Below are 17,265 nucleotides of genomic sequence, written 5' to 3'. Positions count from 1 at the left end.
GATCCGCCGATGATCAGAAGAAAATGGCCGGTGGCAGGCGTGTGCGCCCTGCTCGCCGCACTGACGGCCGGGCTCGCCCTCCCGGCCGGGGCGGCCGCCGACGAACCCACGGGCCAGGACGCGCCCAAGGTGAACCTCGTCCTCGATGTGAGCGGCTCGATGCGGGCCAAGGACATCGACGGACAGTCCCGGATGGCGGCGGCGAAGCAGGCCTTCAACGAGGTGCTGGATGCCACGCCGGAGGAGGTCGAACTGGGCATCCGGACGCTCGGCGCCGACTACGCCGGCGACGACCGCAAGGAGGGCTGCAAGGACACCGCGCAGCTCTACCCGGTCGGCCCGCTGGACCGGACGGAGGCCAAGACGGCGGTGGCCACGCTGGTGCCGACCGGCTGGACCCCGATCGGCCCGGCCCTGCTGAAGGCGGCGGACGACCTCGAGGGCGGCGACGGCTCGAAGCGCATCGTCCTGATCAGCGACGGCGAGGACACCTGCGCCCCGCTCGACCCGTGCGAGGTGGCCCGGGAGATAGCGGCCAAGGGCATCGGCCTGACCATCGACACCCTGGGCCTGGTGCCGAACGCCAAGCTCAGCCGGCAGCTCAGCTGCATCGCCGAGGCGACCGGCGGTACGTACACCTCGGTCGAGCACCAGGACGAGCTCACCGACCGGGTGAACGAGTTGGTGGACCGCGCGGCCGAGCCGGTGGTGACACCGGTGGCGACGCAGGGCGCGGACTCCTGCGCCAAGGCCCCGACGCTGACGTCCGGTCTCTACACGGACCGTGAGGAGTTCAGCCAACAGCGCTGGTACCGCGTGGAGGTGCCGTCGGGGCAGGAACTGCGTGCCTCGGTGAGCGTGGCGGCGGACCGGGCCGTGCGGCCCGATCACGGCGTGTTGCTGCGGGCGGTGACGGTGAAGGGCCGCGAGATCGTGCGCGGCGAGGCGGCGGGCAACGGCCGTACGGACATGCTCTCCACCGGCCTGCGTTACCCGAAGCCCGAACAGGACGACGACAGTGACAAGCCGGCGGCCGAGGTCGTCTGCCTGGCGGTCACCCACTCCTTCTCGGCGGACTCCGGGGTGCAGACCACGCCGGGCCTCCCGCTGGAGCTGACCGTCGACGTCGTGGACGGTCCGGACGGCGCGGACGACGTGGCCTCCTTCGGTCTGGGCCGGAGCTGGTGGCTGCTCGGCGTGCTGATCCTCGCCGGTTTCGCCGCCGGTCTGCTCTGGGGCTGGCTGTCCCGCTGGCGGTTCGCTGTCTGGAGGACCAACTGATGCGTGCCGTACGAGTATTGAGTGCCGCCCTGCTCACCCTCGGACTGGCCGCGGCCCCCGCCGCGGCCGACTCCCCCTCCCCGGCCGCGTCGAAGGACGACGGGGCGCCCACCCGCGCGGGCACCTCGTTCCGTACCGCGACGGAGGTCGAGCAGGGGCAGATCGCCACCGCGCGTGCCTCCACGGGCGACTACCTGTACTGGTCGTTCCCGGCGGACGCCGGGCAGCGCCCTACGGTGCGGGCTACGGTGATGCTGCCGGACCGCCACGCGGCCGAGACCTGGCAGATCGACGTGTACGACGGTCTGCGTCGCCGCCAGGCCTGCCAGTACGGCGCGCAGACCCGCACGGCAGGGACGGACGCGCCCTCGGTGGAGCTGGAGTGCGTGCTGCGCACGGTCCGTGCCTGGTCGGAGCCGTGGGCCGACGATCCGCTGCCGGGCACGTACTACGTCCGTCTCACGGCACTGCGGCTGTCCACGGCCGACCTGGGCCAGCCGGTGCGGGCCGAACTGCGGGTCGATTCGAAGAACATGGGCGGCGCCGCGGCAGTGGACGGCGCGTTGTCCGAGCCGCTGGTGCCGGGCATCGCCTCACGGCCGGAAGCGGAGGCCGACGACGACTCGGCCGTGCTGGCCGGCCTGGAGCCGGAGGACGGCTGGACGTCGGGCTGGTGGTCCGACCGCTGGATCTGGACCGCCGCGGGCGGCACCCTGGCCGCCCTCGCGGGCGTAGGCGGCTACCGCCTGACCCGCGGCTCCGGACGCCCGCCCGGACTACCGCCGACCGCGTGACGCACGCCAGGAAGGCCCGCCCAGTGCGGGCCTTCCCCCGTTTACGGGTCAGGCCTCCCGGAGTGCCTTGGCAAGCGGGCCCTCGCCCGTCACCTCGACGTCCCCCGCCCGGATCGCGGCGGTGAGGGTGAGCGCGCCACGGCTGACGGCCGTGCAGGTGGCGGTGTCGAGGGTGAGTACGGCGTCCGGGTCGCGGGGGGCCGGGCCGTCACCGTAGACGGGGCCGTCGTCCGCACCGGCGCGAAGGTGGAAGCGGCCCTCGTCCAGCCGTACGTCGACGAGCCCGTCGCCCTACGTCGGATCGGGCGCTTCCTGAGCGGCTATCGCCATTGACATCCTCCCCCTCCTGAAGGAGGGGGATTCCTAGCTCAGGCTGCCTCCGGGAGCAGCGCTCCCGGAGGTCTTACGCCCTCAACACTAGCCGGGATGAGACCAGCCCGGACCAGCATCACGCGGGCGGAGTTCTTGTCCCTGGGGGATACGACTCCGCACGCGGTGCAGGTGTATATACGTTCTGAAAGAGGCAGTGCATGCTTGGCTCTCGTCATGCAGTGCGCGCAATCCATCGTGGTGTGCGCGGGATGCACCAGGCGGATGTCCCGCCCATGCTTGCGGCCCATCTCGATCAAGGCTGTCTTGGTGGCGCCGATCGCGGCGTCTGCGGCCTTGCGGGCCATGGTGGTCTTCGCGAGAAACTTCGGCCGGAAGTCCTCGACGGCGAGCGCGTCATGGTCGCGGACCACGCGCTTGGCCCACTTGCGGGCGGTGTCCTGCCGCTGCCGGGTCACCTTCTTGTGCAGCTTCGCGGCCTGCGCCTGCGCCTGCCGGTACCCCTTCGACGCAGCCTGCCCGCGCGCAGGCTTACGGCGCGCCATCATCCGCTGGTAGCGGGCGAGTTTCTGCGCCGCAGTCTTCCCGTACTGGGCGTGCGGCAGGTCATGCGCGTCGCTTGTGGTGGTGGCGGTTTCTTTGACACCCCAGTCCACGCCGAGCACACGACCGGTGGCCGGGAGCGGCTGCACTTCGGTGGCGACGACGAACGACGCGTACCAGTGGCCGAGGCTGTCTCGGTAGACGCGCACCGAGGACGGCGCGGCAAGCAGGTCTCGCGACCACACCACCGTCAGCACGATGCCGCCCGCGAGGTGCAGACGGCCGTCCTTCAAGCGGAAGCCTCGGGTGGTGTAGTTCAGCGTGGGCAGAGCCTCGCGCTTCTTCTTCACCCTGGGCATACCCGCGCGTTGCCGGATCGGCAGCCGCTTCTCGATGTCCTTCAGTGCCCTGGAACGGGCCGTGCCGAAGTCCCGGATGGTCTGCTGCTGCGGAACCGACGCACCGTCGCGGAGCCACGGCAGCTTGGCGCGGGCCTCGGTCAGCATCTTGTCGAGCTGCGCCGGGCCGCACGTCAGCTTGTCGTCCGGGTGCGCGCGGTTGTGGGCGTGTATCTGCCGGGACTTGGCGACGCATTCGTTCCAGATCCATCGGCAGCGGTCCCACTCGGCGATCAGTGCGGTGCGGGCCGTGGACGACACCCGAAGCCGGTAGGCGTACCGGGCGTGCCCCGTAGCCTCCGCCGCCTTCTGTCGTGTCGTCATGACACTACTGTACCACTACACTTGGGGTATGAATCATGAGGAAGTACGCATCACGCTCCGCTTGCCCGCCGACCTTCACGCGCGGCTGGTCGCCGAGGCAAAGCGCGCCCGTAGGTCCCTCAACTCCGAGATCCTTCACCGGCTTGAGGTCGGGCCCGGCGACGTCTCCGCAGACGACCAATCGCCCTGACGGCGATTGCTCTTTCCTTGCCCTGCTCCGCGGGAGTCCGATTCCTCCCCGGCCTGAAGGCCGGGGCATCCTCGGAGGTATCAGGTGAGGACCGGGAACCGCCGGACGGACACCCGCGTCGATCACGGCATGCGAGAAGAGAGACTGGGCTGCGCGGGCATCCTCCTGGCGGCCGCGGGCGCCGTGGTGGCGGTGCTCGCCTGGGCGCCGAAGGCGCGCGTCAACGTCCACGGCGGTTTCGAGGGCATGCACCGCGACCTGAGCGTCCTCTACATCGACCTCCCCCTCATCGCCGCCGGCGGCGCACTCATCCCACTCGCCGCCTGGCTGCTCGCCCTGCGTGTACTGCGCCGCCCCTGGCTCGCGGCGATGATCGCGTCGGGCGCCCTCGCGCTGGGCGTCTGGGGCCTGCTCGCCTGGTGGACGCCCTATCAGCGGCCGGAGGTCATGTACTAGCGCCGGCACGGCCGTGGCGGGGCCGTCGGCTCCTCAGGACTTCAGGGTGTAGAAGCGCATCGGGGAGTTCGGCCGGAAGCCGATGCGGGGGTACACCGGTGCCCCGGCGGCGGTCGCGTGCAGGGTGGCCCGGGTCGCCCCCGTGGCCCGGGCGCCCTCGTGCAGTGCCTTGCGTGTCACCGCCTCTCCGTAGCCGCGATGCTGCCACGCCGGGTCGGTGGCGACGAGCAGGACGAAGAGGCGGCCCCGCGCCTCCACCGTGGCGGCGCAGGCCACCGGGGTCCCGTCCCGTAAGCCCAGGTAGGCGTGCACCCCGTCCTTCCACAGGGCGGAGCGGGCGAGACCGTCACGGCCGTCCTCCAACGGGAACCCGTAGGCACGCGCGTTGATGTCCCCGTAGGCCCGCAGGTGCTCGTCGGTGGTCACGCGCACGAACGTCAGGTCGGGGTGGTCCGGTTCGGGGAGGGGCAGCAGGTCTCCCGCCATGCCCGTGCCGGGGAAGGCGTAGGCGAGGCCCGCCCGCTCGGCGGCCGTCCCCAGCGCCGCGCGCGCCCCGTCGTCGAGGAGATCCTCGAAGACCCACAGGAAACCCGGACGGCTCTTCGACCGCATGATCTCCGCCGCCTCGTCCAGGCGCCGCTCCATGAGCCCGGCGTCCGTGCCGATGCCGGTCAGCGTGACGCAGTTCCAGAAGGCGAACCGGCACCCGGCCCACCGGACGGCGATGCCCGGGAGGTCACGGACGTCCGCGTCCGGGTCCCGGTCGAGCACCATGATCCGCCAGACGGCGGCGAGCTGTTCCATCGATTCGACCGAGTCCGCGAGATCGTGCACGGGTGGTCCCTCTCCAGTCGCCGGGTGTACGGAAGCCCTCCGGGCAGTACGGTAGTACGCGTAGCCCTCCGCGGGCCCGTTCGACTGCCGGTCGCAGGAGGGGAGTTCAGGCACCCCTGCCGCGATCCCGGGCCGGTGATGAGGGCCTGGTGCGTTGGATGCCGCGGATCCAGCACCGGGCGGCTGAGGGGTACGCCGGCGCAGCTCGCCGCGCTGGTGAAGCGCGGGCGGCATCCGAGGCCGCCGCACGGTCACTTCCTGACCCCTGCGGGGCATCGGGTGCGGGAGGAGACCCAGGAGGACGACGCGGCGTCCGAAAAAGCACCGGCCGCGGCCGGGGTGTTCGCCGCGCGGGTCGCGACTTGACGGGAACTTTCTGAAAGCGTTATGCAAAAAAATCTTCGAGAATTGATCGGTGAGCATTTGAACCGGCTTGCCGAAGGGGAAGTCGCGCCTGACGAGGCTGCCGATTGGGCGCTGAGCGTCATGGAGCAGGAAAGCACCGAAGATATTGATCCGAAGCTGTGGCGTGCTTTGGATCAACTGGCGGGTGCTGACCTACTCGAAGCTCCTGGTGCGTACCTTCATGGTCGCGAAGATTTCGCCTGCTGGCGGGCCGAATTTGAGGCTGAACGGAGGTGACAACGGCGGCTGCAGCGGTGACGGCGAGAGACACGGTTTTGCTCAGTCGCATGAACACGGGAGCCTCCCACGGGCGTACGGGGTCCGGCGCCGCCGCGCTGGGGTCGTGGGTCGTTCGGGGGCGGAGGTACATCCGGTCGGGGTAGCGCCGAACCTGCGGCGCGTACGACAACGACATCAGGGCCTCCCGGCGTCGCTCGGTCGGATTCGCATCCCCGAGCTGCCGAGAGGCCCTGTCTTCATGCGCTTGTACGGCGACAGCCGTCAGCCGGTGGGCTCGGCCCCGTGGGGGTCCCCAACACCGGCAGCCGACGGCCGTGGTGCGCGGCGTGGTCGCACAGGCTGTGGTGACTGGTCCTGGCGGCTCACCACGCGGCTGCGCCGCAGTTGCCTCCCTGCAGGCAGGCCCGGAAGTTCAGGTTCTTGAGCTTGCTGTAGTCACCCCTGAAGCTCTCGCCGTTCGCGGCGGTGCGGATCGTCGTCCAGCCCTTGCCCTGCCACTTGGCCTGGAGCAGGACGTACTTACCGTCGATCTTGTGGTCGTAGAACTTCCCCGCGAAGCTGCCGTAGTAGGTCTTGCCGTCCGCGCTTGAGTGCCAGGTCCACTTGATCTTGATCGAGCCGGCGCGGTTGCTGGTCCACAACACCCGGTTGGCGCTGCCCGACGCGGCGGCTTCGACGTCACCGCTGCCGGCCGCCGCCTGGACGGGGGTGTGGGTGGACGCCGGTGCGGCGGTCGCGGGGGCGGCGCTCAGTATGCCTGTCGCGCCCAGCGCGACGCTGCTGAGGACAAGAGCCGACTTGGTGCGGATGTTCATGAATTTCTCCGTTGGGTCGAGAGAATTCGGGAAGCGGTGCTTTTTGACCGCGACTTCGACAGTAGGCGTCCGGCTTCCCGCGGGATTCAGGGCAGGCCCTGAATTCCGTGCGCGGCGGTACGACCGGCTTCATGACTGGAGGTAAGCCAGCACGGCCAGCACCCGCCGGTGGTCTTCCAGCGCCGGCTCCAGGCCCAGCTTGGTGAACACATTGCGGACGTGCGTCTCGACGGTCTTGCCGCTGACGTACAAGCGCCGGCTGATCGCCTCGTTGGAGCGGCCTTCCGCCATCAGCGCCAGCACGTCCCGCTCGCGCCGGGTGAGCGTGTCCAGGGCGGAGGTGACGCGTCGGCGGCTCAGCAGCCGCGCGACCACCTCAGCGTCCATCACCGGCTCACCGGCACCCACCCGCTTGATGGCATCGGCGAGTTCGCCGACGTCCGCGATCCGGTCCTTGAGCAGGTAGCCGAACCCCCCGGGTTGTCGCGTCATCACCTCGACCGCGCTCCCGGTCTCCACGTACTGGGACAGCAGCAGCACCCCTACGGCCGGGAAGCGCTCCCGTATCCGGTGCGCGGCGCGCACCCCCTCGTCGGCATACGTGGGGGGCATACGGATGTCCACCAGGGCCACATCGGGACGCCGGTCGTCGACGAGGGCGAGCAGCCTTTCCGCGTTGCCGGCCTGGCCGACCACCGTGACGACGCCCGACTCCTCCAGGAGCCGCACGAGCCCCTCCCGCAGGAGCAGGGAATCGTCGGCGACGATCACTCGCACGGCAGCTCCACCCGTGCGCGCGTTCCGCCGCCGGGAGGGCTCGTCACGCGCAGAGTGCCACCGGTGGCGGCCACCCGATCGGCGAGCCCGCGCAAACCCGTACCGTTCTCCTCATCCGCCCCGCCGACTCCGTCGTCGGTGATCTCGATCACCAGCCGGTCGCCGTCGCGCCATCCGCTGACGCTCACCACCTCGGCCCCCGAGTACTTCGCGGCGTTGGACAGCGCCTCGCAGACCGCGAAGTACGCCGTCGACTCCGTCAGCGGCGCGAAGCGGCCGGGTTCGACCATGACGAGGACCGGGATCTCCGCCTGTTCGGCGAGGGCGGTGATCGCCGGTGCGAGGCCCTCGCGGGTTAGAACGGCGGGGTGGATTCCGCGAGCGAGGTCGCGGAGTTCGTCCAGCGCCTGGCGGAGCGCCCGGTCGGCCTCCGCCACCGTGTGGCGCAGGTCCGGGCTGGGTCGGGGGACGTGGGACGACAGTCCGGCGTCGAGTCGGCGCAGTTTCATCAGGGCGAAGACCAGCCGGGTCTGGGCGCCGTCGTGCAGATCACGTTCGAGCCGTTGCCGTTCCTCGTCCACGGCCCGCAGGAGCCGGGCGTGGAAGGCTTTTGCCTCCTGCGAACGCGTGACCGCCTCCGAGCGCAGCCGGGTGTTGCGCAGGCACAGCCGCACGGAGCCGCTGACGGCGGACATCAGCTCCTGGTCCTCGTCGAGCGCGGCATCGTGCACCAGTACCACCTGCTCTTCCACGGGGGTGGCGCTCAGTCCGCTGCCCGGGGCAGGCAGCCGAAGGGGCTTCCCGTCCGGATCGACGTACGCGCCGAGTTCCCCTGTCGGCGACGGCAGACCGAGGCGCAGGGAGGGGTCACCGAGCACGCGTACCAGTACGTCCTGCATGTGACGCGGCGTCGGGTCCGCGCCGACCTCGATGACGAGGTTGCCCACGGCGGCGCGCCGGAGCCGCATGCGCAGGAGAGTGGCCAGGAAGGCGATCGGTACGGCGATCTGACTGGCGTCCGACGGCCAGATCAGCACGGCGTTGGCCGCGCCGAGAGCGTCCGGAGCCAGGACGTACAGCACCTCCCACCCCACGAAAGCCACGGCGACGGCGATCGCCACCCCGGCGGGCAGGAGTATGCGCCGCCGTGCCGGGACGCTCACGCGCCAGCGGCGTACGAGCGCCACCAGGCATACGACGGTGAGCAGGGCCCCCGACCACCGGTAGACGAGGTCGATCGCCTCGAACAGCTGCTGGCCGGAGTGGAGCAGCAAGGCATTCGGCCCACAGTCGCGGCAGGAGAGGTAGGTGGCCGCTCCGTCGGCCGCGGGGTCGTAGACGGTCACGCGCACCAGTCCGCCGATGGCCACCAGGCCGTAGCCGCCCGCCACCACGCGCCGGTCCCAGGCGGTGGCGAGCCGCCCGTCGGGGAAGGCGAGCAGCAGGTGCGCCAGCACGGCCAGGTTCAGCGCCTCTCCCCAGGCGCCGAGGGCGAACAGCAGGGGTACGGCGGTGCCTTGCAGATTGCCGAGGAACCAGGTGAGCCCTTCGGCGAGCATGAGCCGCCCGGTGCGGTTGGTGGGCCGCCGCCACCAGGCGATGAGCCCGGCGCCCGCGTAGGACCAGCCCACCGCCAGGTCGCGGACGAGATCCATGTGTGATGCCCCGGCCCGGCTGTAGGCCCCCGCCCCGCAGATCCCGGCCGAGAGCGCGAGCACCGCCCAGAACAGCAAGAGCCGGATGTCCGGTTCACGACTCAGGGTCTGCCCTGATGGCGGCCGGCCGGGTGACGCGTACGTTGGGCTCGTCGCGGTGACCTGGGGCAGTTGCTGGGCCTGCGGGGGGTCCAGGGGGCGACCGGGCTTTCGTAACACCACAGGAGTGATTCTCCAGATACGCTGCGCGCCGGACCATGCCCAATCGCGCCGAATCACGCCCTCTCACCGGGCAAGGCTTCGGCGTAGCCGCGTGACGCGCAGTTCGTGACGTTCTGTCAGCTCGGCAGCGTTCGGCCCCGTGCACCGCGCCCGGGTCATGGATGACGAGTACTGACATGTCACACAGCTGACCCTCGGCGGTACGACGGTCCGCGCGGGGCACGGCGCGATCCTCACCGACCTCGAATGGGCGTTCCGTGTCCTCACCCCGGTCGACGAACTGGCCGCCCGTGCTCTGAGCCAGGGCGACCCGGACCATGTCGACTGGTCGTCCGTGCGGTGGGCGCTGAGCCAACGCGAAAGCAAGCAGACATGGTCGGCCGTATCCGCCTACCGCCATGCCCGGGGTTCGCTGTCGCGCCTGTTCGCCCTCGACGTCCTCCTGGCCTATGTGCTGGGCCGGTGGACCTGGCACGAGGAGACGGCGGACCTGCTCGTCACCTGGGCCTTGGAGGGCGAGGAGGACCCCGAGGTGCTCGCCGAGCTGCTGCGCGTCCTGGGCGAGACGGAGCACGCGGAGTTCGTCACCGTCGGGCTGCGGTACGCCGGGCATCCGGACCCGCGCGTCCGTGCCAAGGTCCCGGATCTCCTCGCGGAATGCGGCGACACCCCTGCGTCCCTGACGGCGGAGACCCGAGCCGCCCTGTTCCGATTCGACCAGCAACCCGCTCCCGTCTTGGGAGTTGTCCAGGAAGAGGTGACGCTGCGCCGCCCGCTCGGGGGCAGAATGGTGATGCGGAAGCAGCTCGAACGCTTGTTGGAGGTCGGTCAGCGGCGCAACGTGGAGATCCAGGTGCTGCCCACGGACCGTGAAGACCACGCGGGGCTCGCGGGGGCGCTTCAACTGCTGCGGGGTCACCGTGGGCCACATCGAAATGCAGCTGATCAGTCGACCGCTCTCCGACCCCAAGGACATCCAGATCCTCGAGATCCGCTATGGCATCATCCGAGCCCAAGCTCTCACGCCCCGTGAGTCGCTGGCCCTCATCGAGAAACTGCTGGGAGAGACGTGATGACCAACCGCCCGACCGGGAACGGTCCCGCCCTGGAGTGGTTCAAGAGCAGCTACAGCACGAACGACGGCCCGGAATGCGTCGAGATCGCCTTCGCCCCCGGAATCATCCATGTCCGCGACTCGAAGCACATACACGGCCCCCGCCTGACCTTCGCCCCCCAGCGGTGGGCCGCCTTCCTGCCGTACGCCTCCGGACGCCGATGACCCGACCGCTCACCGCCGCGCAGCGCCGCATCGTCGATGCCGCCGATCCCGATACCGGGCGGCTGAGGGGTACGCCGGCACAGCTCGCCGCGCTGGTGAAGCGCGGGCTCGCCTTCCGGCATCCGAGGCCGCCGCACGATCACTTCCTGACCCCGGCGGGACATCGGGTGCGGGAGGAGACACAGGAGGACGCGGCGTCCGAGCCGGTCAAAGCACCGGCCTCGGCCGGGGTGTTCGCCGCGCGGGTCGGCGGTGAGCCCTCCGCGCCGGCGTCGGGGCCCGCCCGGCTGCGAGAGGTGCGCGGGGCCTGGCAGGGCATGCTGGAGCTGCGCCGGATGAGCAATCCCGACGGTGCCACCGACCGGCCGTGCGGCTGGGAGCGTGCGCATCTGGTGCAGGCCGCCGCGCTCGCCCTGGAGGCGGCCGGGCACACCCCCGCCGGACCGGGCACCGAGGGCGGCTACCGCGTGCGGGAGACCCCGCAGCCGGAGGCGGTCGCCGTGTACGAGCCGGACGGCGAGGCGCTGCGGGCCTGCGCGGCCACGCTGGAGGGGGCAGGCTGGCAGGTCGGGGAGTACACGGAGCCGAGGAGCCGGGCGCGCTATCTGCTGGCCTCCCCTCGGCGGGTATGACGGGGCATGTCAGGATCGGCGGGTCGGGCAGCGACACCGAGCAGGCGTGAAGGGGACAGACCCAGTGAGTGAGCCGTTTTCCGTCCGGGTGACCGTGCGTGGGTACGAGACCGATGTGCAGGGCCATCTCAACCAGGCCGTGTATCTCAACTACGCGGAGCACGCGCGCTGGTCGCTGCTCCAGGCGGCCGGGATCACCCAGTCCGGTCTGATCGCCCAGGGTGCGGGACCGGTCGCCCTGGAGACCACCATCCGCTACCGGCGTGAACTGCTCGCCGGGGACGAGGCCGATGTGACCTGTGCCTTCACCTGGAGCGGCGGCAAGACCTTCACCATCGAGCAGACGATTACGAAGGCCGACGGCACCGTGGCGGCCGAGATCACGGCGGTCGGCGGGCTGCTGGACCTCACGCAGCGCAGGCTCGTGCCGAGTCCGCAGGATGTCTTCCGGGATCTGGCGAAGGATCCCGGGCTGTTCGGACTGTGACGGGCTTTCACTTTCTGAAAGTTTCCTCCGCCGGGTTGCCAAGTTTCCAGGCCATCCGCTCCTACAGTGGACCAGACCACCAGCAAAGAACGAAGGCTCTTTACAGCCCCGGAATCTACGTGCGTAACTAATGACGCGCGCACGTCAATCAGCACCACGTAACACGGAACTGCCCAGGTGGCAGCGGCCGACGTCACCTCCTTCGCTCATCCCCACATGTGTCAGGAGGAAGTCCCCCCATGTTCTCTCTCCCCAGACCCTCAGCCGGCCCCCGCAGGCGGACCGCCACGGCGCTCGGCGTCCTCGGCGCCGCCCTCGCCCTCACGGTCACGACCGTCGGCGGAGCGTCCGCCGCTCCGGACCCCGGCCGGGACCGGACCGACGTCAAGCCCGGCGAGGCGTACATGGGTGTGGGCACCCGCATCCACGAGGGCGTTCCCGCCGGAGAGCCGTCGCTGGGCGTGATGGCCCCGACCGACGGCGTCCAGGGCATCGACGTATCGCACTGGCAGGGCGCCATCAACTGGACCTCGGTGCGCAACTCCGGGATCCAGTTCGCCTGGATCAAGGCGACCGAGGGCACCACCTACAAGGACGACCGGTTCAACACCAACTACCCCGCCGCCCACGGCGCCGGCGTGATCCGCGGGGCGTACCACTTCGCCCGCCCCAATCTTTCCAGCGGCGCCACTCAGGCGAACTACTTCGTCAACAACGGCGGCGCCTGGTCGCGCGACAACCTGACCCTGCCCGGCGTCCTGGACATCGAGCACAACCCGTACGGGGCCATGTGCTACGGACTGACCACCACGCAGATGCGCACCTGGATCAACGACTTCTACACCACCTACAAGTCACGCACGAGCCGTGATGTCGTCATCTACACGACGGCGAGCTGGTGGAACACCTGCACCGGCAACTGGACCGGCATGTCCAGCAAGAGCCCGCTGTGGGTGGCGCACTGGACCTCCGCCGCGTCCCCGACCCTCCCCAGCGGCTTCCCCACCTGGACGGTGTGGCAGTACACCGCCACCGGTTCGGTCTCCGGTGTCGCGGGCAACGTGGACCGCAACAAGTTCAACGGCTCCCGCGACCGGTTGCTGGCGCTCGCCAACAACACGTGACGGGGTAGGCCCCGGCACGTACGCGATCACGCGGTGGAACCGGCGGCGACCGCCCGCCGGTTCCGCCGCCTTCCCTTCCCGGTTCCACCGCCTTCCCCCACACCCCCTCCCCTCACGAGGAGTGATCGTGCACCCCGAGAACGCCCTCCGGCGTCGACTCCTGATCGCCGGTGCGGCCGGTCTGGCCGCCGCCACCGCCGCGCCGGGCACCGCGCACGCGCGGGGCGCCGGCGTGGTCGAGCCGGACATCGACGGCACCGCTGCCTGGGGCGCCCGTTCCCCGCGGGGCACCATCAGCGTCCTGCGGTACCGGCCGAGCAGGATCGTGATCCACCACACGGTGAGCACCAACTCCACCGACTTCTCCCGCGCCCAGGCGCACGCCCACGCCCACTGGGTCCAGGATCTGCATCTGGACAAGAACGGCTGGGTGGACACCGGCTACCACTTCCTGGTCAGCCGGGGCGGCTGGATCACCGAGGGGCGGCACGGCAGTCTCCAGACCCTCACCGGCGGGACGACCTTCGTGCTGGGCTCCCACACCTCCGGGCAGAACGACCAGGCCATCGGCATCGCGTGCGAGGGCGCCTACCACGCGGGCGCGGTGCCGCCGGCCGCCCAGTGGGAGGTACTGGTGACCCTGTGCGCCTACACCTGTGCGCAGTACGGCATCCCTTCGGCGCGGATCTACGGCCACAAGGACTACAGCTCGACGCTCTGCCCGGGCGTGTACCACGACATGCTGCCGCGACTGCGGGACGAGGTGGCGGCGGCCCGGTCGGCGTAACACCGCCCGCCCGGGGCGGAATTCGGGTGCGGGAAGGCGCCCCGGGCTGCGATCCTTCCGTGTCATGGCCCCACGACGCGTCAAACCCAGCCTGTACATCTCCGTCGACATCGAGGCCGACGGGCCCATTCCCGGGCCGTACTCCATGCTGAGCCTGGGCGCCTCGGTGGCTGGTGTGCAGGACGCCGAGGGCTTCCGGGCGGCCGATCCCGAGGAGCGTACGTTCTACCGGGAACTGAAACCGATCAGTGCCGAGTTCGTGCCAGAGGCACTCGCCGTGAGCGGACTGGACCGGGACCGGCTGGGCACCGAGGGCGCCGAGCCGGTCCAGGCCATGCGGAAGTTCACCGACTGGGTGGGCGAGGTGCGCGCGGGCGCCCAGCCGGTGATGTGCGGCTACCCGGCGTCGTACGACTGGACGTTCCTGTACTGGTACCTGATCCGCTTCACCGGTTCCAGTCCCTTCGGGCACTCGGGCTGTCTGGACATGAAGACCCTGTACGCCACCAAGGCGGGGCTGCCGCTGCGGGCGGTGGTGAAGGGCACCATGCCGCGTGAGCTGCTGTCGCGGCGCCGGCACACCCACCACGCGCTGGACGACGCGATCGAGCAGGCCGAGCTGTTCGCCAACCTCATGGCGTGGCCGGGTCCTTCGAGCCCGTGAGCCCCTCTGCCGGTTCCATCGGGTGGGTGACGTCGGCGGCCTCGCGGCGGCCGTCGCCGAGATGGTTGAAGACGAAGTTCAGCAGGACCGCCACCACACAGCCCGTGGAGATGCCGGAGTCCAGGACGATGCGGGCCGTCTCCGGGAACGAGTGGTAGAACTCGGGCGCGCTGATCGGGATGATGCCGACGGCCAGTGACACGGCGACGATCAGGACGTTGTTGTCCTTGTCCAGGCCCGCCTTGACCAGGGTCTGGATGCCGCTGGCCGCGACCGAGCCGAAGAGGACCACGCCCGCGCCGCCGAGCACCGGGCGCGGTACGACGGCGATCAGTGAGGCGGCCATCGGGCACAGCCCCATCAGCACCAGGAAGGCGCCGCCGGTGGCGACGACGTACCGGCTGCGGATTTTCGTCATCGCGACCAGGCCGATGTTCTGGGCGAAGGCGCTGCACATGAAGCCGTTGAACAGCGGGCTGACCGCGGAGCCGAGGGTGTCGGCGCGCAGGCCGGCCGCGATGGTCCGCTCGTCCGCCGGGCGGTCGACGATCTCGCCCAGCGCCAGCATGTCGGCGGTGGACTCGGTCATGGAGACCACCATCACCACGCACAGCGAGAGGATCGCGGCGAGCTGGAACTGCGGTGCGCCGAAGTGGAACGGGGTGGGGAAGCCGACGATGTCCGCCTCGGCCACCGGGGAGAAGTCGGTGACGCCGAACGGGAGGGCGAGGAGGGTGCCGGCCACCATGCCGAGCAGGACGGCGATCTGCTTGACGAAGCCGCGGGTGAAGCGGCGCAGCAGCAGGACGATGACGAGGGTGGCACCGGCGAGGCTCAGGTTGGTCGCCGAACCGAAGTCGGGGGCCGAGGGACTGCCCCCTTGCGCCCAGCCGAAGGCGACCGGCAGCAGCGAGACGCCTATGAGCGTGATGACGGTGCCCGTGACGACCGGTGGGAAGAAGCGGACCGCCTTGCTGAAGAAGGGCGCCGCGAGGAAGCCGAGCAGTCCGGCGACGATCACCGCGCCGAAGATGATCGGCAGGGCGTCGTTCTTGTCGTCGGTGGAGGCGACGATCGCGGTCATCGGGGCGACACCGGCGAAGGTGACGCCGTTGACGAAGGGCAGCCGGGCTCCGATGTTCCAGATGCCCAGCGTCTGCAGGAGGGTGGCGAGGCCCGCGGTGAACAGGCACGCACCGGTGAGGAAGGTGAGTTCGGTGCCGGTGAGGCCGATGGCCGCGCCGACGATCAGGGGTGGGGCGACGACACCCGCGTACATGGCGGCCACGTGTTGCAGGCCGGTCGTCGCCATCTTGAGCGCGGGAAGTTTCTCGTCAACGGGGTGGTCGGCCACTGCGGCTCTCCTCCGGTCGGGTACACGGACGCGTCGGGGCGGCCGTGGGTTTCAAGGAGGTGGTGCGGGTGGGGATGGTGGTACGTCCCGCTCGAGCGACGTCGAGAGTGGGGGAGGGACCGGGGGACGGGTGTGGGGGACCGTCCCGGGGCGCGCGTGCACGCGCGCCCCGGAGACGGTTTCCGCGGGCCCCGGAAACGGGGTCCGCGATCACCGGCCGGGAGCCGTCCCTCCCGGCCGGAGACATCTGCGGGACTCAGTTCTGCGCGGCGATCCGTGCCAGCCGCTGCGCCTCGGCGCGGGTGGAACGGGCGATGTCGTCCTCGTCGGCCGTGAGCAGCCGCCCGTTCTCCACGATCTGCCGGCCGTTCACGAAGGAGGCGGTGACCGGGGCCGCCGCGCCGAAGACCAGCGCGGTCACCGGGTCGGCGATGGAGGCGTGGGCGAGGGTGTCCATCCGCCACAGCACCAGGTCGGCGAGCTTGCCCGGCTCCAGCGAACCGATCTCGCCCGCCCGGCCGAGGACCTGGGCGCCGCCGTGGGTGCCGAGCCGCAGCGCCTGCCGGGCGTTCAGCGCGGCCTCCCGGTGGGCGCCGAGACGGTTGATGAGCAGCGCGTTGCGCAGTTCGGTGTGGAGTTCGCCGGACTCGTTGGACGCGGTCCCGTCCACGCCGAGGCCGACCGGCACGCCGGCCGCGAGCATGTCGGGGACGCGGGCGATGCCGGCGGCCAGCCGGGCGTTGGAGGACGGGCAGTGGGCGACGCCGGTCCTCGTACGGGCGAAGGCGGCGATGTCGGAGTCGTTCATGTGGACGCAGTGCGCCATCCACACGTCCTCGCCGAGCCAGCCGGTGGACTCGAAGTAGTCGGTCGGGCCCATGCCGAACAGCTCGTGGCAGAACTTCTCCTCCTCCACGGTCTCCGAACCGTGGGTGTGCAGCCGTACGCCGAGCCGGCGGGCCAACTCGGCTCCCTGGCGCAGCAGTTCGGTGGAGACGGAGAACGGCGAGCAGGGAGCGACGGCGACCCGCGTCATGGCGTCGAAGGAGGGGTCGTGGTGCCGGCGTACCGTCTCCTCGGTGGCGGCGAGCGCGTCGTCGAGGGTCTCGACCGCGAAGTCCGGGGGCAGTCCGCCGTCCTTCTCGCTGCGGTCCATGGAGCCGCGGGCGAGGGTGAAGCGCACGCCCATGTCCCGGGCGGCGCCGATGATGGCGCCGGACAGGTCGCCGGAGCCCTGCGGGAAGACGTAGTGGTGGTCCATGGCGGTGGTGACGCCGCCGCGGGCCATCATCGCCAGTGAGCCCCGCGCCGCCGCGCGCACCATCGGCTCGTCGATGCGCGCCCAGGTCGGATAGAGGGCGACGAGCCAGTCGAACAGGTTGTGGTCGGTGGCCAGGCCCCGGGTGATCCACTGGTAGAAGTGGTGATGCGTGTTGACCAGGCCGGGGGTCACCAGGTGCCCGGTCGCGTCGATCCGGCGTTCGACGTTCTCCAGGCCCTCGGGGGCCGGGCCCGGGCCGAGCGCCTCGATGCGGTTGCCGGCGAGGACGAGGTGTCCGGAGGCGTACTCGGTGTCCTTCGCGTCGACGGTCGCGATCGCGCAGTTCTCGATGACGATGCGCCGGTCTGCTGCCATGGTTCGTCCTTTTCGCGTACGTGGAGTGGGCACGGCAG

At 70.6% G+C, this 17,265-nt stretch carries 18 protein-coding genes and 3 pseudogenes; 13 read left to right on the top strand and 8 right to left on the bottom strand.

Annotation, left to right across the window (positions count from 1 at the left end; translation table 11 throughout):
• The first annotated feature begins 9 nt into the window (after window positions 1–9).
• The gene (locus AB0L56_RS09460; protein WP_365420813.1) at window positions 10–1,281 is read left to right on the top strand and encodes a VWA domain-containing protein; all 1,272 of its coding nucleotides are present in this window, start codon (window positions 10–12) and stop codon (window positions 1,279–1,281) included.
• Window positions 1,281–2,075 carry a hypothetical protein gene (locus tag AB0L56_RS09455; RefSeq protein ID WP_365420810.1) on the top strand — a complete coding sequence of 265 codons (795 nt, stop codon included), beginning with the start codon at window positions 1,281–1,283 and terminating at the stop codon, window positions 2,073–2,075. The genes AB0L56_RS09460 and AB0L56_RS09455 overlap by 1 nt, the downstream gene beginning before the upstream one ends.
• Window positions 2,076–2,123: 48 nt before the next feature.
• On the opposite strand, the pseudogene AB0L56_RS09450 reads toward AB0L56_RS09455, so the two are convergent.
• Both AB0L56_RS09450 and AB0L56_RS09445 read right to left on the bottom strand, forming a co-directional pair.
• A pseudogene (locus AB0L56_RS09450) lies at window positions 2,124–2,366 on the bottom strand (SCP2 sterol-binding domain-containing protein); the annotation flags it as partial.
• A gap of 77 nt (window positions 2,367–2,443) precedes the next feature.
• Window positions 2,444–3,670, bottom strand: a complete 1,227-nt coding sequence (locus AB0L56_RS09445) for a transposase (RefSeq protein ID WP_365420807.1) — start codon at window positions 3,668–3,670, stop codon at window positions 2,444–2,446.
• Between the two features lie 28 nt (window positions 3,671–3,698).
• Here AB0L56_RS09445 and AB0L56_RS09440 point away from each other — a divergent pair, with 28 nt between their 5' ends.
• Together AB0L56_RS09440 and AB0L56_RS09435 are read left to right on the top strand one after the other, a co-directional pair.
• Window positions 3,699–3,860, top strand: coding sequence for a toxin-antitoxin system HicB family antitoxin (locus AB0L56_RS09440; RefSeq protein ID WP_365420804.1), 162 nt, complete (start codon window positions 3,699–3,701; stop codon window positions 3,858–3,860).
• Between the two features lie 129 nt (window positions 3,861–3,989).
• Window positions 3,990–4,316 (top strand): hypothetical protein, encoded by a 327-nt coding sequence (locus AB0L56_RS09435; protein ID WP_365420801.1) that lies wholly within the window; start codon window positions 3,990–3,992, stop codon window positions 4,314–4,316.
• A gap of 33 nt (window positions 4,317–4,349) precedes the next feature.
• Here AB0L56_RS09435 and AB0L56_RS09430 read toward each other — a convergent pair whose 3' ends face one another.
• A complete protein-coding gene (locus tag AB0L56_RS09430; RefSeq protein WP_365420798.1) occupies window positions 4,350–5,150 on the bottom strand; it encodes a GNAT family N-acetyltransferase in 801 nt (266 codons plus the stop codon).
• A 138-nt stretch (window positions 5,151–5,288) separates the two neighbouring features.
• On the opposite strand from AB0L56_RS09430, the pseudogene AB0L56_RS09425 reads away from it, so the two are divergent.
• Together AB0L56_RS09425 and AB0L56_RS09420 are read left to right on the top strand one after the other, a co-directional pair.
• Window positions 5,289–5,507 (top strand): annotated as a pseudogene (locus tag AB0L56_RS09425) (hypothetical protein); the annotation flags it as partial.
• A 30-nt stretch (window positions 5,508–5,537) separates the two neighbouring features.
• Entirely contained in the window at window positions 5,538–5,792 is a 255-nt protein-coding gene (locus tag AB0L56_RS09420) for a DNA-binding protein (protein WP_365420795.1), read from the top strand.
• 365 nt (window positions 5,793–6,157) lie between these two features.
• Here AB0L56_RS09420 and AB0L56_RS09415 read toward each other — a convergent pair whose 3' ends face one another.
• The 3 genes from AB0L56_RS09415 to AB0L56_RS09405 all read right to left on the bottom strand — a co-directional run bounded on the left by AB0L56_RS09415 (window position 6,158) and on the right by AB0L56_RS09405 (window position 9,042).
• The gene (locus AB0L56_RS09415) at window positions 6,158–6,610 is read right to left on the bottom strand and encodes a hypothetical protein (RefSeq protein ID WP_365420793.1); all 453 of its coding nucleotides are present in this window, start codon (window positions 6,608–6,610) and stop codon (window positions 6,158–6,160) included.
• A 129-nt stretch (window positions 6,611–6,739) separates the two neighbouring features.
• Entirely contained in the window at window positions 6,740–7,381 is a 642-nt protein-coding gene (locus tag AB0L56_RS09410) for a response regulator transcription factor (RefSeq protein WP_365421396.1), read from the bottom strand.
• Complete coding sequence (locus AB0L56_RS09405; protein ID WP_365420790.1) at window positions 7,378–9,042, bottom strand: ATP-binding protein; 1,665 nt, start codon at window positions 9,040–9,042, stop codon at window positions 7,378–7,380. The genes AB0L56_RS09410 and AB0L56_RS09405 overlap by 4 nt, the downstream gene beginning before the upstream one ends.
• A 778-nt stretch (window positions 9,043–9,820) precedes the next feature.
• Here AB0L56_RS09405 and AB0L56_RS09400 point away from each other — a divergent pair.
• The 7 genes and pseudogenes from AB0L56_RS09400 (at window position 9,821) to AB0L56_RS09370 (ending at window position 14,237) form a co-directional block, all read left to right on the top strand.
• Window positions 9,821–10,337: pseudogene (locus AB0L56_RS09400) on the top strand (Scr1 family TA system antitoxin-like transcriptional regulator).
• Entirely contained in the window at window positions 10,337–10,543 is a 207-nt protein-coding gene (locus tag AB0L56_RS09395; protein WP_365420787.1) for a DUF397 domain-containing protein, read from the top strand. The pseudogene AB0L56_RS09400 and the gene AB0L56_RS09395 overlap by 1 nt, the downstream one beginning before the upstream one ends.
• Window positions 10,540–11,175: a hypothetical protein gene (locus tag AB0L56_RS09390; protein WP_365420784.1), complete on the top strand. Its 636-nt coding sequence runs from the start codon at window positions 10,540–10,542 to the stop codon at window positions 11,173–11,175. Before AB0L56_RS09395 ends, AB0L56_RS09390 begins: the two co-directional genes overlap by 4 nt.
• Before the next feature lie 64 nt (window positions 11,176–11,239).
• Window positions 11,240–11,662 carry an acyl-CoA thioesterase gene (locus AB0L56_RS09385; RefSeq protein WP_365420781.1) on the top strand — a complete coding sequence of 141 codons (423 nt, stop codon included), beginning with the start codon at window positions 11,240–11,242 and terminating at the stop codon, window positions 11,660–11,662.
• A gap of 239 nt (window positions 11,663–11,901) precedes the next feature.
• Window positions 11,902–12,786 (top strand): lysozyme, encoded by an 885-nt coding sequence (locus AB0L56_RS09380; protein ID WP_365420778.1) that lies wholly within the window; start codon window positions 11,902–11,904, stop codon window positions 12,784–12,786.
• 127 nt (window positions 12,787–12,913) lie between these two features.
• Window positions 12,914–13,573: a peptidoglycan recognition family protein gene (locus AB0L56_RS09375; RefSeq protein ID WP_361036601.1), complete on the top strand. Its 660-nt coding sequence runs from the start codon at window positions 12,914–12,916 to the stop codon at window positions 13,571–13,573.
• A 64-nt stretch (window positions 13,574–13,637) separates the two neighbouring features.
• Window positions 13,638–14,237: a 3'-5' exoribonuclease gene (locus AB0L56_RS09370; protein WP_365420775.1), complete on the top strand. Its 600-nt coding sequence runs from the start codon at window positions 13,638–13,640 to the stop codon at window positions 14,235–14,237.
• Here the strand turns inward: AB0L56_RS09370 and AB0L56_RS09365 are convergent.
• Window positions 14,206–15,591 carry a nucleobase:cation symporter-2 family protein gene (locus tag AB0L56_RS09365; protein ID WP_365420771.1) on the bottom strand — a complete coding sequence of 462 codons (1,386 nt, stop codon included), beginning with the start codon at window positions 15,589–15,591 and terminating at the stop codon, window positions 14,206–14,208. The genes AB0L56_RS09370 and AB0L56_RS09365 overlap by 32 nt on opposite strands.
• 256 nt (window positions 15,592–15,847) lie before the next feature.
• A complete protein-coding gene (locus AB0L56_RS09360) occupies window positions 15,848–17,227 on the bottom strand; it encodes an 8-oxoguanine deaminase (RefSeq protein ID WP_365420768.1) in 1,380 nt (459 codons plus the stop codon).
• Window positions 17,228–17,265 lie beyond the last annotated feature (38 nt).

Origin of the sequence: Streptomyces sp. NPDC052079 (assembly GCF_040680275.1) — a bacterium.
Taxonomy (GTDB): Bacteria; Actinomycetota; Actinomycetes; order Streptomycetales; family Streptomycetaceae; genus Streptomyces.
Note: the sequence above shows the minus strand (reverse complement) of the source record. Positions and strands in the feature narration are given on the sequence as shown.

What these genes read in the sequence shown, in the direction of transcription:
- AB0L56_RS09460 (WP_365420813.1), top strand. Translation starts at nt 10, where the DNA reads ATGATCAGAAGAAAATGGCCGGTGGCAGGCGTGTGCGCCCTGCTCGCC.
- AB0L56_RS09455 (WP_365420810.1), top strand. Translation starts at nt 1,281, where the DNA reads ATGCGTGCCGTACGAGTATTGAGTGCCGCCCTGCTCACCCTCGGACTG.
- AB0L56_RS09445 (WP_365420807.1), bottom strand. Translation starts at nt 3,670, where the DNA reads ATGACGACACGACAGAAGGCGGCGGAGGCTACGGGGCACGCCCGGTAC.
- AB0L56_RS09440 (WP_365420804.1), top strand. Translation starts at nt 3,699, where the DNA reads ATGAATCATGAGGAAGTACGCATCACGCTCCGCTTGCCCGCCGACCTT.
- AB0L56_RS09435 (WP_365420801.1), top strand. Translation starts at nt 3,990, where the DNA reads ATGCGAGAAGAGAGACTGGGCTGCGCGGGCATCCTCCTGGCGGCCGCG.
- AB0L56_RS09420 (WP_365420795.1), top strand. Translation starts at nt 5,538, where the DNA reads ATGCAAAAAAATCTTCGAGAATTGATCGGTGAGCATTTGAACCGGCTT.
- AB0L56_RS09415 (WP_365420793.1), bottom strand. Translation starts at nt 6,610, where the DNA reads ATGAACATCCGCACCAAGTCGGCTCTTGTCCTCAGCAGCGTCGCGCTG.
- AB0L56_RS09405 (WP_365420790.1), bottom strand. Translation starts at nt 9,042, where the DNA reads ATGGATCTCGTCCGCGACCTGGCGGTGGGCTGGTCCTACGCGGGCGCC.
- AB0L56_RS09395 (WP_365420787.1), top strand. Translation starts at nt 10,337, where the DNA reads ATGACCAACCGCCCGACCGGGAACGGTCCCGCCCTGGAGTGGTTCAAG.
- AB0L56_RS09390 (WP_365420784.1), top strand. Translation starts at nt 10,540, where the DNA reads ATGACCCGACCGCTCACCGCCGCGCAGCGCCGCATCGTCGATGCCGCC.
- AB0L56_RS09380 (WP_365420778.1), top strand. Translation starts at nt 11,902, where the DNA reads ATGTTCTCTCTCCCCAGACCCTCAGCCGGCCCCCGCAGGCGGACCGCC.
- AB0L56_RS09370 (WP_365420775.1), top strand. Translation starts at nt 13,638, where the DNA reads ATGGCCCCACGACGCGTCAAACCCAGCCTGTACATCTCCGTCGACATC.
- AB0L56_RS09360 (WP_365420768.1), bottom strand. Translation starts at nt 17,227, where the DNA reads ATGGCAGCAGACCGGCGCATCGTCATCGAGAACTGCGCGATCGCGACC.